The organism is Candidatus Limnocylindrales bacterium (assembly GCA_035626395.1).
Lineage (GTDB): Bacteria > Desulfobacterota > Binatia > UBA1149 > CAITLU01 > DASPNH01.
Genome location: DASPNR010000030.1, coordinates 236,032 through 248,896 on the forward strand (window position 1 = coordinate 236,032; position 12,865 = coordinate 248,896).

Sequence of the window (12,865 nt, forward strand, 5' to 3'; positions counted from 1 at the left end):
TCGCCACGTCCCGCTTCACAGCATGCCGCCATTGACCGAGATGACCTGGCCGGTGATGTAGGAGGCGCCTTCGGAGAACAGGAATGCGACCGTCGCGGCGACTTCTTCGGGCCGCCCGAGGCGCTTCATCGGGATCATCCTGGTGATCTCTTCGACCGGCGCGCCGGCGATCATGTCGGTGTCGATCAGGCCGGGCGCGACGCAGTTGACCGTGATCGCGCGCTTGGCCAGCTCCTGCGCCACGGATTTGGCAGCGGCGATCACGCCGGCCTTGGAGGCGGCGTAGTTGGCCTGCCCGCGGTTGCCGGCGATGCCGGCGATGGAGGAGATGGCGACGATGCGTCCTCCGCGGCGTGCGCGCACCATGGGCATGACCAGAGGCTGCACGAGATTGTAGAAGCCGTCCAGGTTGGTGCGCAGCACGCTGTCCCATGCCTCCGGCTTCATCGCCGGCAGCGGCGCGTCCGCGTGAATGCCGGCATTGGCCACGACGCCCCAGAAGGGTCCCGCCTCGGCCAGCTCGGCCGCCAGCGCTGCGCCCGTGGCCTCGCGATCGGCCACGTCGAAGCGCAGGAGGCGAGGCGCGCTGCCGGTCGCGCTCTCGATCGCGGCGGCGGTGGCGGCGGCGGCGTCGACGCCGGAGCGGAAGTGCACGACGACGTCGAAGCCGTCGCGCGCGAGCGCCAGCGCGATGGCCGCGCCGATTCCGCCGCTGGCTCCGGTCACCAGCACTCGCCGTCTGGAGCTAGTCTGCATCGTCCCGTTCCTGCCGGCGGAAGTCGCTGGTGAGCGCCTCGAAGCTGTCCACCAGATAAACGTTGAGGATGCCCGACACCAGCACGCTGTCGCCGTCGCGGGCGAGCAGACTGCAGTCGAAGGCCATCATCTGCGCGTTGCCGCGCAGGTGCCGCGCCCTTGCCTCCAGCACCGTGCCCGCTTCGAAGCGATCGACGGCGAACGCGAGCCGGCGCGACCCGAGGAACAATCCGGGCCGTGGCGGCCGCGCGGCGGCGCGGTCGAGGAGGCCGCCGTGCGCCGCCACCGTCTGGGCCATGTACTCCAACCCGATCCATGCCGGTACCGAGCCGTCGGCGCGCGCGAACAGAGTGCTGTCGTCCACGCGCACCAGGCAGCGTGTCTCGCGCTCGTCGTGCCGCAGCACGCGGTGGAGGAGGATGGCCGGGCCGCGGTGCGGGAGCAGCTCGGCCACGGGCGGATACCGGCCTTCAGGCATCGTCGCCGACGCCCGATCGCCGCTGGTGCCCGGCCTTGTCGCCCTGCCAGTAGTCGAAGAAGTTGAACCACTGATACGGCGCTCGGAAACAGCTCCTCTCGAGCTCGGCCACGTACGCTTCCAGCAGCTGGCGCGCGCGCAGCGCGCGGCCGCGGCGAGGGTAGGAGCCGTCGCCGAGCAGGCGCGCGGAAGACTCGTACGTCGCATCGTCGAGCCGCAGGCACTGCGTGAAGATCAGTGGACAGCCGAGCAGCGTGGCCAGCAGGAACGGCGTCAGCGAGAACATCGCCGGCCGTCCGAGAAACGAGATCTCCACCGGGCGGTCGCGGCCGCCCGGATGGATGCGGTCACCGAGGATGCCGACGAACTCGCCGCGATCGATGCACTCCTTGATGACGAACGCCGTGCGCATCGATCCTGGCTCGACCTCGAGCACGCGCACGCGGCTGGTCGGATCGAGCTGCTCGAAGAACGTGTTGATGCGCGCCGCATGCCGCGTGAACATCAGCACGTTGACGGTCATCGTGTACTTGTCGGCGAGCAGCCGCATCATGTCGAAGCTGCCCAGGTGCGCGCCCATCAGGATGGCGCCGCGGCCGGAGGCCGCATGATCGAACAGTATTTCGCTGCCGTCGTGCGTGAAGCGGATCTGACCGAGGCCGCCTCCCCACGCCACCATGCGGTCGAAGATGTTGATCGAGAACTCGTGGATGTGCCGGAACGTCATCGCCAGCCCGGGCTCGCGGCCGAGAGCGGCGCGTCCCTGGGGCGTCTGCCACAGCGTGGCCAGGTATCCGCGCGAGGCTCGGCGCGCGGTTCCGGCGAACAGCGTGAAGTAGAACGCGACCGGATAGAGCACCCACAGGCACGCGCGCCTGCCCAGCCCGCGATAGATCGCGTTCATGATGCGCAGCCACGCCAGCGACCCACGCTCGGGAATGCGTCCCCAGCCGCCGCCCTTGACCGGCGCCGGCGCGGGCTCGACGGCGTCGCCGGCGGCGGCAATGCCCGCCGCCAGCTCGTCGTGCTCGTGCGCCTCGGGCGTTCTCATCGTTCCTGCGACACGCCGGCGGCGAGCTCGCCCCTGTCCTGCTGCATCAGCCGTCTTGCGCGCCGCCGCGCCGCGATGATGCCCGGCGCCGCCAGCGGCAGCTCGGCCAGCAGGCGCGCGTACGTTCCGGCAAGCCGGAGATTGTCCCTGACCATGTCGAAGTGCGAGACGCCGTCGGTGGGGTACGAGACGCGTGTGGGCACCGTCAGGATGGGCGCGCCCGACCAGTACATGCGCACCGCGAACTCGGGGTCGAAGCTCATGCGGTCGCCGGTGTGCCACCGCTCGATGACGGCGAGCGCCGTCGCCAGCGGCAGGGCGCGGTAGCCGCAGAGCGGATCGACGATGGCGCGCGACGCGCACGCTGCCCAGACCAGGCCGCGCGACAGCTGCCGTCCCCACAGCCGGCTGCGCGGAACGTCGTCGCCGAACACCGGCACGCCCATCACGAACGCGTGAGGGTGCCTGCGGATGAGCTCGAGGAAGCGCGGGATGTCGTCGGTGTCGTGCTGGCCGTCGGCGTCGAGCTCGATGCTGTGGCTGAAGCCGGCCTGCCGCGCGGCGCGGTAGCCGGTGCGCTTGGCGGCGCCCTGCCCGCCGTTGACGTCGCGCAGCACCAGGCGCAGCCACGGATGAAGTCTCGCCTGCTCGTGCAGGACCTCGCGGGCCGCATCGTCGCTGCCGTCGTCGACGACGATGCACGGCAGGCCGTGCTTCTGCAGGCGCGCAAGGAGCGGCCCGATGGCGCGCGCATGATCGTAGTGCGGAATCAGCAGGCAGACGTTCACACGCGCGCCTCCGCCGCAGCCGCCAGGACGACGCGACCGCTCGAGAACGTGCGCGCACCGTCGGCAAGCGTGAAATCCGCGCGCGCCGACGCAGCATCGAGCACGAGGCGCAGCGTGAACGTCTGCGCCGGTCGCAGCACGTCCTTGAACTTGACCGCTTCCATGCGCGCCACCGCCGGCATGCTCCCGAGCAGGTCGGCCAGCGCGCGCATCGCCCATTCGATCTGCACCACTCCCTGCACCAGCGGGAACGCCTCGTAGTGGCCTTCGAGGAAGGCCAGATCGCGCGGCACGACCAGCTCGCGCTCGAGCGCGGTCTCATCGCGTTTCTCGGACAGCACGACCGGCGCCAGCACCTGCGGCGCCGCCGCCGTCAGCTCGGCCTGCACCGCCGCGGCGGCGAGCTTGCCGCGTTCGTCGAACGGAAGGCGCTCGGCGAAGCGCCAGCGTCGCGGCAGCGCCAGGCGGTCCCACGTTCGTGCCAGGTGCTCGGCCAGCTCGCCCTGCGCAAGGCGGCGGCCGTTCTGCGCGAGCGCGAGCCGGCCCTGGCGCGACAACACGACCAGCGCTCCGATACGCAGGCCGGTCTTGTCGCCGTAGGTGGCCGCCGCCGCGCTCTCGACCCACGGATGCTGCCGCAAGTCCTCCTCGAGCGCCGGCAGCGAGAATGTCTTCTCGCCGATCTTGGCAACGCGATCGGTGCGCCCCGCTAGACGAAATCCTCCCGCGACCAGCTCGGCGCGGTCGCCCATCGTGAACGTGCACGCAGTGACGTCTTCGCCTTCGGGCGCGGTGACGAATGGGGACTCGACGACCAGTTGCGACTTCGAGTCCAGATGCACGCGCACCGCCGGCATCGTCTGCCACGGCGGCTGCGGTTGCGCCGAGCAGGTGCGGCGGTACGCGACGCCGCCGGTTTCGGTGGACCCGAAGATCTCGATGGGTGCCTGGCCGAGCACGGCCTCGAGTGCGCGCGCCGTGGCTTCCTCCAGCGGGCCGCCCGAGGAGAAGACGGCAGCGATGGACGCGGCCGCTGCAGGAAGACGCGGACACGCCACGAGGTGCCGCAGATGAGCGGGCGTCGACACCAGCGCCACACGGCGGCCGGTTGCCGCCGCCTGCTGCAGCAGCTCGTCCGGCAGCAGCAGGCTCGTGCGAAGGAATGGCCGGCCGTATGCCAGCGGCCACAGCACCCGGAACAGCAGGCCGTAGAGATGGCGGGGCGAGGCCGTCGCCAGCACGGGCGACGCGGGATCGAGTGCGGCTGGTGCGGCCAGCTCGCGCTCGAGCGTGACGACCTCGTCCTCGAGATGCCGCAGGGACTTGATGACGCGCTTGCCGGCGCCGCTGGTTCCCGAGGTGAACAGCTCCACCAGCGGAGCGTCGCGGTCGAGGCTCGCAACGCCACCTCCGCCATCGCGCACCTCGCATCGTGCGGGCTCGAGCGGATCGACGACCTCGGTGCCCGCGACGCTGCCGCGCCGCTCGCTGGAAAGCACGACCGCGCAGTCGGCCGCGAGGCCGCCGATCGTTCCCGGCTGCAGGTTGGGAGGAAGAGCGGCGCGCGCGCCGGCGATTCCTGCCGCGATCACCGTCACCGCCACGCGGTAACCGTCCTCGCTGTCGACGAGCCAGCGCGCGTCGCGCCGACCGCCGAGCCTGCGTGCCAGTGCGGTCGCATCCGCGGCCAGATCGGCGAGCGTGCGAGAGCCTTCGGCGCCGAACGCCACCGGCGTGGCGGCATCGCCTGAGCGGACGAGCAGCTCCGAGAGCGGCCGGCTCACGCGGCCGACGCGCCTCCGAGGCGTTTTTCGAGGGCGTCCAGCACGTCGCCGACGGTTGTCATGGCGGCGATCTCCTCGTCGCTGAGCACCACGCCGAACTGCGCTTCGACGCGCACCGCGATGCTGACCCCGTCGATGCTGTCCAGATCCAGGTCCTCGACCAGGCGCGCCTGCGGCGTGATGGACTGCGCTTCCAGCTCGAATTCCGAAACCAGGATCTCGGTCAGGCGTGCGAGGAGCTCGTTGCGTGTCACGGCTATCGCGTGCGCTCCGCGGTGACGAAATCGGCCAGGCTTGAAACCGACGCGAAGATCTTCTCGTTGCGCTCGGGATCATCCGTCACGAGCACGCCGTACTTCTCCTCCAGCCCCATCGCCAGCTCGAGCGCGTCGATGGAATCGAGGCCGAGGCCTTCGATGAACAGCGGCGCATCGGTCTCGATCTCCTCGGGACGGACGTCTTCCAGAGCCAGGACCTCCACGATCAGCTCTTTGATTTCCTGGTGGAGTTGCTCACGCGTCTGCAAGGTCGGGCTCCTGAAGATAGATCTGCCGAAGGTCATGGGTCAGGCGGCGGGCCTGCAGGGGAAGGCCCTCGCCGCTGTTCGAGTAGTCTTTCGGGTCGATGCGTCTGGCCACGCGCAAGGTGAAGCAGGAAGGGCCCTCGGGAACATCATGCCACTTGCGTGCGCTGCCGAGGAAGCGAGGTCTGCACTGGATCGTCACCGCCACGATCGGCATGCCGCTGGCCAGCGCGATGTACGCGGCGCCGCGATGGTACTTGCCGACCGGCTCGTCGCCGGCGCCAGGGTGGCGCGGCCACGGCGAGCGCGTGCCTTCGGGGAAGACGAGCAGGCTGCGGCCGCGGGCAAGACGCTCGGTACAGTCGTCGACCATCGCTCGCCCGCTGTCGTTGGGCAGATAACCGGCGACCTCGATGGCGCGCGCCAGGAACGGACTGTGGGCGGTCCATCCGGCGTTGACGATGCAGTCCATCTGTTCGAGCAGGCTTCCCATCAGAACCACGTCGATCAGCGTCGGGTGATTGGCCACCACCACGCAGGGTCCGTGCCTCCGCAGCTCGGCCGCCGCGCCGGCCGCATCCACGCGGATCAGGCCGATGGCCTGCCAGAGCCGGACCGACGCGCGAAAGGCGCGGTGGATCACGCGCTGGACGGCCAGCTCCGACTCCTCTCGCGAGCGCGCCCGCCGTCGCAGCACCGGCGCGGCCACGAAGGCCACCGCCAGTGCCGTCAGGCCGAACTGCACGAACGCCGCGCCGAGCCGGACCTGACGCCACCTGCGCCGCGCACGCCATCCCAGGCTCGCTCGAAAGTCGCCTTGCTGGCCCTGGCCGTGGGAGGCGAGGGCACCGGGCCGTGGGGATGGTTGCCGCGACGAGAGGGCGTCCGTTTCGGGCTCGCCGGCCGCTCGCGTACGCGTGGATACGAGGGCCAAGCCGCTGACTCCTGTCTGCGTGGATACCTCATACCGGCGTCTAAGCGAAAGCAGCGACAGCGGAATTTTCCCGGCGCCGGGCGCGGCTGGCGCCCAGGACGACGGGGAGGCGCCCGCGCGCCAGATGGGACTTTCCGCGACCGCCTCCGGCTGGTCGCTCGTGCACGCGGACTCGATTCCGATGGGTCTCTGCCCTATGAGTGGCGATCCATGACGCCTCCGTCCCGCCCAGCGGTCGCTGCACGCCGCAGCGAAGAGCCGCGCATCGTCTTCGGCTCCGCCGGCATCGGCGTCGACGACGTCGTCGCGCTCGCGCATGGGCTGGCGGTGCCGGCGTTGAGCGCCGATCCGCAGTGGCGAGCGCGCATCCAGTCGGGCCGCGACGTCCTGGCACGCGCGCTGGCCGAAGGCCGCACCGTCTACGGTGTCTCGACGGGCGTGGGAGCCTCGGTCGACACCGACATCCCGTCGCGGTTTCAGAGCGATCTGCCGCACAACCTCTTTCGCATGCACGGCTGCGGAACCGGCGCCGCGCTGGATCGCGCCGAGACGGCGGCCGTCGTGGCCGCTCGCCTGGCCTCGCTCTGCCGCGGCTATTCCGCCGTTCGCCTGCAGGTGCTCGAGCATCTGGCGGCGCTGCTGGCGGCCGGAGTGCTGCCGCGCATTCCCGAGGAAGGGTCGGTCGGCGCCAGCGGCGATCTGACGCCGCTCTCGTACGTAGCGGCTCTGCTCGCCGGCGAGGGCGAAGCCGTCGTCGGCGGCGCGCTCGTCGGCGCACCGCAGGCACTGGCCGCGGCCGGCCTGGAGCCGCTGGTGCTGGAGCCGAAGGAAAGCCTGGCGCTGATGAACGGAACCAGCGTCATGGCCGGCATCGGCGCGCTCGCGCTTTCTCGCGCCGACCGCATCGCGCGCGCTGCGTGCGCCGTCACCGCCATGGTCAGCGCCGCCACCGGCGGCAATCGCGAGCACTTCGACGAGCGCATCCTCGGCCTCAAGCCCCACGCCGGAACGTTGGCGGCCGGCGGCTGGATCCGCAGCATGTTCGGCAAGGGCGACGCCGAGCCGGCGCTGCGCGTGCAGGATCGCTACTCCATCCGCTGCGCGCCGCACGTGATCGGCGTGCTGGCCGACGCCGTCACGCTGACGAAGTCGGTTCTCGACATCGAGATCGGCGGCGTCAACGACAATCCCGTCGTCGACGCGGACGGCGACTGCGTCCTGCACGGCGGCAACTTCTACGGCGGCCACGTCGTGTTCGCGCTCGACGCGCTCAAGGGAGCGATGGCCGGCGTGGCCGATCTGCTCGATCGCCAGCTGGTGCTGCTGTGCCTTCCCGAGACCAGCGGCGGCCTGCCCGCGAACCTCGTCGGCAGAAGCGGTGAGGCGGCGGTGGCGCACCACGGCTTCAAGGCCATGCAGATCACGGCCTCGGCGCTTGCCGCCGAGGCGCTCAAGACGAGCCTGCCTGCCGCCGTGTTCAGCCGCAGCACCGAGTCGCACAACCAGGACAAGGTCAGCATGGGGACGATCGCCGCGCGCGAGGCGCGGCGACTTGCCGAGCTGGGCGAGACGGTCGTGGCGATCGTGCTGCTCGGTGCCTGCCAGGCCGTCGACCTTCGGCTGGAGGAAGGCGGCCGCATCCCGGAGCCGCTGATGCGCCTTCACGAAGCGGTGCGCGAGCGCGTGCCGGCGCTGGCGGGCGATCGCCGTCAGGATCGGGACATCGCCGAGGTGCTCGAGCTGCTGCGCGCCGACGCGCTGCCGCTTCCGCCCTCCTCGTACCTGCGAGCACCCGCGGCGCCCGGTCACGCACCGTCGGCATGAGCGAGCGCCTCCACGAAACGTGCGTGGAGCTGGAGGTGCCGTTTCACGACGTCGACCCGCTCGGCATCGTCTGGCACGGGCACTACTACAAGTACCTGGAGATCGCGCGCACCCGCCTGCTGCGGTCGCGCGGCCTCGATGCCGGCGACGTCATCGGCCCGCGCTTCCGTTTTCTCGTCGTCGAGACGCGCTGTCGCTACGCCTGGCCGCTGCGCTACGGGGACCAGCTGCGCGTGTCGGCGTGGTTCGGCGATCTTCGCCACCGCATCCGCATCGCCTACGAAGTCACCAACCTGACGGCGTCGCGGCGCTCGGCGCGGGCTCATACGATTTTGGCGACGACGGATCTGGAAGGGCGCCTGCTGCTGGAGACTCCCGATCGCATCGTTCGGCGCATCCATGGACAGGCCGAATAGGCACCGCCGCAACGGCCTGCCCCGTGCGCCGCTGTGCCTGCACGCAAGCCGGCTGCTCGCGCGTGCAAGCACGCCGCTGCGCGTCGTCGCATTGGCGATCCTCCTCTCGGCCGCGCCTGCGGCGATGCTTGCCGCCGGCGCCGAGCAGGCGCAGACGCTGTCGGCGCTCATGGAAGGCATGCGGTCGACCACCGGCGTGGTGGCGCAGTTCGAGGAGACCAAGCACCTGGCGCTGCTGTCGCAGCCGCTGGTGGCCAGGGGCACGGTCTACTTCGTTCCGCCCGATCGGCTGGTGCGCGAGGTGAGCAGCCCCGGACGCTCGCGGCTGGTCGTCGATGGCGACAAGGTCGTCTTCGAGGACGAGACCGGGCGCAATGCCATGAACCTGTCGGGCAGCCCGATGGCCCGGCAGATGATCGACAGCTTCGTGGTGCTGTTCAACGGCGACGAGAAGCGCCTGCACGAGCTCTACGACGTGCAGTTCTCGGCGGACGCCGGAACCTGGAAGCTGCGTCTGGTGCCGCGCTCGATGCCGCTCAGCCGCATGGTCGCGTCCTTCGAGATGACGGGCCGCCAGGCGCGCATCGATCGCATGGAGATGGCCGAGCCCGACGGCGACCGCACGACCACTGTGTTCGGCACCACCGACTCGTCGCATCGCTTCACTGCGGAGGAGCTGAAGAAGCTGTTCGGGGAAGATCCCGCATCGTGATCCTGCTCATCCGCGCCAGCTTCCTCGCGTTCCTGGCCGCGCTGGCGCTGTTCTGCGCTCGGAACCTCGATTTCAAGTCCGACATCACCAACTTCATGCCCGATCCCGAGAGCGCCGATCTGGCGCTGCTGGCCGGCTACATGACGCGCAGCGATCTGGCGCGCACGATGTTCCTGACGGTCACGACGCGAGCGCGGGCGCACGGCGGCGAGGGTGGAGATGCGGCGCACGGCCGCGGTGATGCGGCGCAGGGTGGCGGCGACGGCGACGACGACAGGATCGCCGTGGCGGTCACCGGGCTCGGCGAGCGGCTGCGCGGCAATTCCGAGGTGGCGTGGCTGCGGATCGCGCCCGAGGACCAGGAGCTCGAGAAGGTCTGGAGCGTCTACTTCTCGCGGCGTTTCGGCCTGATTTCGCTGGCGCCCGAGCGCGAGATTCCCGCGCTGCTGTCGCCGCAGGCGGTGGCGGCCAAGGCGCGCGAGGCCGTCGAGGGGCTGGCCTCGCCGGCAGGCACTCTGGTCAAGCGCACGCTGCCCGCCGATCCGCTCGGCTTCTTCGCGCGCATCCTGGACCGGCTGCGGGCCGAAAGCCCCACGCTGGAGGTGCGCCGCGGCGTGTTCTTCTCCAGCGACGGCTGGGGCGTGGTGATGCTGGCCACGCGGCACTCGTCTTTCGACACCGCACAGCAGGAGCCGCTGCTCGCAGAGGTCGCGGCGGCCTTCGAACAGGTCAACGCGCACGCCGGCGGCGACCTCGTGCTCGAGATGAGCGCCGTCAGCCGCTACGCCATCGCCGCCGAGCAGGCGATGATGGCCGACGTTCCCTGGATCGTCGGCGCATCGACCGTCAGCGTGGCGGTGCTGTTTCTGGCGTTCTTCCGCTCGCTCGGCCGCTTCCTGATCGCGACGCTGCCGATGCTGGCCGGGCTGCTCGTGCCGGCGTCGCTGGGCCTGGTGCTGTTCGGACGCATCGACGGGCTGACGCTCGGCTTCGGCGCCAGCCTGCTCGGCGCCACCATCGACTATCCCACGCACCTGCTGAACCACCTGGCGATGCTCGGCGGCACGCGGGGCGAAGCGGTTTCGCGCGTCGGCGTCTCCATCAGCATGGGCGCGCTGACGACGATGGCGAGCTTTGCGGGGCTGGGGCTGACTTCCTTTCCGGGCTTCCGCGAGATCGCGTTCTTCGCCACCGTCGGAGTCGCGGCTGCGCTGGCAACGACGCTGCTGGTGGTGCCGTGGTTCGTGTCCGAGCACGAGCGGCCGACGCTGGCGGCGGGAGCCAGCGCGCGCGTGATGGGCGCTGCCGTGGCGTGGCTGCGGCGCCATCGCCTGGCGCTGCTGGCGGTGCCGTTGGCGGCGGTGGTCGCCGGCGCGGTGATGCTGCCGCGCACGCAGTGGGAGGATGACCTTACCAGCCTCGGCAGTTTCGATCCGGCCATGGACGTCGAGGAGAAGCGCGTGCGCCAGCGCGTGTCGCCGTTCGAGATGGGACGTGCGGTGATGATGCAGGCCGAGGACGAGGAGCAGGCGCTGGAGCGAACCGAGGAGATCGCGCGCAGGCTGCATCGCCTGCGCGAGGACGGCGCGCTCGACGGCTTTCGCACCGCCGCCGACATCGTATGGTCGCAGCAGCTGCAGCGGCGAAACATCGATGCCGTGGGCGCCGTGCCCGATCTGCCGGCGCGCGTGGAGAGCGCGTTCGCGTCCGCGGGATTCCGCGCCGATGCATTCACTCCGTTCCGCAGCGATCTTGCCGCCGCGCCGCCGCCGCCGCTGACGGTCGCCGACCTGCAGGGTACGGGCCTGGACCGTCTGCTCGCTCCGATGCTGTTCACGCTCGAAGGCCGCTCGGCCACGATCAGCTACATCCGCGGGCCGCGCGACGAAGAGGCGGTGCGCGCCTCGATCGCCGAGATCCCCGGCGCGCGCTACTTCGTGCAGAAGGACTTCGTCAACGAGCTGTACCGCGATTTCCGCGACACCAGCCTGCAGCAGATCCTGATGGGCGGCGTGCTGGTCGTGCTGATCCTGCTGGCACGCTACCGCGCGTGGCGGCCGGCGCTGGCGGCATTCCTGCCTTCGCTGCTGGTGCCGGTGTTCGTGCTGGCGGCATTCGCCGCGCTCGGCATCCCGGTCAACCTGCTGCACGTCATCAGCCTGGTGATGGTCATGGGCATGGGCACCGACTTCGGCGTGTTCATTGTCGATACGCGAAGCGATCCGCGTCAGTTCCAGGCGACGCTCGTCAGCCTGCTGCTGTGCTGCCTGACCACGGTGGCGACCTTCGCCGTTCTCGGAATCTCCACGCACCCGGCGCTGCGGGCGATCGGCCTGACCACCGGCCTCTCGGTCCTGCTCGCGCTCGTGCTCGCGCCGGTCAGTCTGCTGTTGGTGGAAGAAAGCGACGGTGCGGACTCGTAGACGCCTGCGGTCGAGGATCGAAGGACCCTGATTCCGACGCTCGCCGGCGCGCGGCTCGCGCGCCTCGAGATCGGGCACGAAACCGTCAGCTCATGCCCTGACCCGATTCACCACGCGCGAGTCTCGCCGATTTTCAGGAGCCAGGCGCGATCCGCGCTCATGCCGCGGCGGGCAGCCTCGGCCGCGAAGCGGCGCGGCGGCTCATCGAGCGGCTCGTCGGCAAGATCGAACGTGCCGTAGTGCATGGCGACGGCGCGGCGTGCGCCGACATCGAGCACTGCCTGCACGGCTTCCTCGGGATCGACGTGCACCGTGCGCATCATCGCCGACGGCTCGTAGGCGCCGACCGGAACGGCCATCAGATCGATCGGTCCGAGGCGCCTGCCGATCTCGGCGAAGCCGGAGAAGTAGCCGGTGTCGCCGGCGTGATAGAAGCGGCGCGTATCGCCGGCCACCACCCACCCGGCCCACAGCGTCTTGTCGCCATCGGCGATGCCCCGGCGCGAGAAGTGCTGCGCCGGTACGCAGTGCACGGTGACGTTGCCGACGGTGGTCTGCTCCCACCAGTCGAGCTCCGTGAACTGTCCGCCGGCCTCGCGCACGAGCTCGCCGAGGCCGAGCGGGACGAGGAAGTGCGCGCCCATCTCGGCCAGAGCCTGGATCGAATCGAAGTCGCTGTGGTCGTAGTGGTTGTGCGAGAGCGTGACGAAGTCGATCCGCGGCAGCTCGTTCAGCGGCACGCCGGGCTCCACAAGGCGCCGCGGCCCCACCAGAGCAACGGGGCTGGCGGTCTCCGAGAACATCGGGTCGGTCAGGAACGTCACTCCGCTCATGCGCACGAGCATCGTCGAGTGGCCGATCCAGGTGATCGAGGGATTGCGAAGCATCGCCTCGCGGTCGAACGGCACGCGCTCGGCAGCGCCGCTTCTTGGCACCACCGAGGTCCACGCCTTGCGCAGGAAGAACGGCAGCGTGACGTCGACGCCCGCCTCGATGTGCCGGTTTTCGGCGTTGACGAAGCGGTCGCCCTCGCGAGGAGCGCCGCCGTGCGAAGATGCGGGAACGATGGTGGCCATCAGTGCGGTCGAGAAGGAGGCGAGGCGCAGCAAGCTACGCAACGAGAAGCCGGGCACCGCCACGGGCCGCGTCTACCTGGAACCCGCGCCCGCCTCCAAC

The 12,865-nt window shown here is 70.4% G+C and carries 13 protein-coding genes; 4 read left to right on the forward strand and 9 right to left on the reverse strand.

The genetic code is table 11. The features are described 5' to 3' along the window. Window positions 1-15: 15 nt before the first annotated feature. The 8 genes from fabG to VEC57_10510 are packed head-to-tail and all read right to left on the reverse strand — an operon-like array spanning window position 16 to window position 6,125. Window positions 16-756 (reverse strand): 3-oxoacyl-ACP reductase FabG, encoded by a 741-nt coding sequence (gene fabG / locus VEC57_10475; GenBank protein ID HYB99542.1) that lies wholly within the window; start codon window positions 754-756, stop codon window positions 16-18. Then, on the reverse strand, window positions 746-1,234 hold the full coding sequence (locus VEC57_10480) for a hypothetical protein (GenBank protein HYB99543.1): 489 nt from the start codon (window positions 1,232-1,234) through the stop codon (window positions 746-748). The genes fabG and VEC57_10480 overlap by 11 nt, the downstream gene beginning before the upstream one ends. Beyond that, window positions 1,227-2,285 carry a hypothetical protein gene (locus VEC57_10485; protein HYB99544.1) on the reverse strand — a complete coding sequence of 353 codons (1,059 nt, stop codon included), beginning with the start codon at window positions 2,283-2,285 and terminating at the stop codon, window positions 1,227-1,229. Before VEC57_10485 ends, VEC57_10480 begins: the two co-directional genes overlap by 8 nt. Next, the gene (locus VEC57_10490; protein HYB99545.1) at window positions 2,282-3,073 is read right to left on the reverse strand and encodes a glycosyltransferase family 2 protein; all 792 of its coding nucleotides are present in this window, start codon (window positions 3,071-3,073) and stop codon (window positions 2,282-2,284) included. The genes VEC57_10485 and VEC57_10490 overlap by 4 nt, the downstream gene beginning before the upstream one ends. After that, a complete protein-coding gene (locus VEC57_10495; GenBank protein HYB99546.1) occupies window positions 3,070-4,857 on the reverse strand; it encodes an AMP-binding protein in 1,788 nt (595 codons plus the stop codon). The genes VEC57_10490 and VEC57_10495 overlap by 4 nt, the downstream gene beginning before the upstream one ends. Then, a complete protein-coding gene (locus tag VEC57_10500) occupies window positions 4,854-5,111 on the reverse strand; it encodes an acyl carrier protein (protein ID HYB99547.1) in 258 nt (85 codons plus the stop codon). The genes VEC57_10495 and VEC57_10500 overlap by 4 nt, the downstream gene beginning before the upstream one ends. Window positions 5,112-5,113: 2 nt before the next feature. Next, window positions 5,114-5,383 (reverse strand): phosphopantetheine-binding protein, encoded by a 270-nt coding sequence (locus VEC57_10505; GenBank protein HYB99548.1) that lies wholly within the window; start codon window positions 5,381-5,383, stop codon window positions 5,114-5,116. Further along, a complete protein-coding gene (locus tag VEC57_10510) occupies window positions 5,370-6,125 on the reverse strand; it encodes a lysophospholipid acyltransferase family protein (GenBank protein HYB99549.1) in 756 nt (251 codons plus the stop codon). Before VEC57_10510 ends, VEC57_10505 begins: the two co-directional genes overlap by 14 nt. A 399-nt stretch (window positions 6,126-6,524) precedes the next feature. Here VEC57_10510 and VEC57_10515 point away from each other — a divergent pair, with 399 nt between their 5' ends. From VEC57_10515 to VEC57_10530, 4 genes are read left to right on the forward strand one after another with little or no spacing between them, the layout of a single operon-like run. Continuing rightward, on the forward strand, window positions 6,525-8,138 hold the full coding sequence (locus tag VEC57_10515; GenBank protein HYB99550.1) for an aromatic amino acid ammonia-lyase: 1,614 nt from the start codon (window positions 6,525-6,527) through the stop codon (window positions 8,136-8,138). Continuing rightward, a complete protein-coding gene (locus VEC57_10520) occupies window positions 8,135-8,554 on the forward strand; it encodes a thioesterase family protein (protein HYB99551.1) in 420 nt (139 codons plus the stop codon). The genes VEC57_10515 and VEC57_10520 overlap by 4 nt, the downstream gene beginning before the upstream one ends. Next, window positions 8,538-9,266 (forward strand): outer membrane lipoprotein carrier protein LolA, encoded by a 729-nt coding sequence (locus VEC57_10525; GenBank protein HYB99552.1) that lies wholly within the window; start codon window positions 8,538-8,540, stop codon window positions 9,264-9,266. Before VEC57_10520 ends, VEC57_10525 begins: the two co-directional genes overlap by 17 nt. Next, complete coding sequence (locus tag VEC57_10530) at window positions 9,263-11,689, forward strand: hypothetical protein (GenBank protein ID HYB99553.1); 2,427 nt, start codon at window positions 9,263-9,265, stop codon at window positions 11,687-11,689. Before VEC57_10525 ends, VEC57_10530 begins: the two co-directional genes overlap by 4 nt. A 107-nt stretch (window positions 11,690-11,796) precedes the next feature. On the opposite strand, the gene VEC57_10535 is transcribed toward VEC57_10530, so the two are convergent. After that, complete coding sequence (locus tag VEC57_10535) at window positions 11,797-12,765, reverse strand: MBL fold metallo-hydrolase (GenBank protein ID HYB99554.1); 969 nt, start codon at window positions 12,763-12,765, stop codon at window positions 11,797-11,799. Window positions 12,766-12,865: the final 100 nt, after the last annotated feature.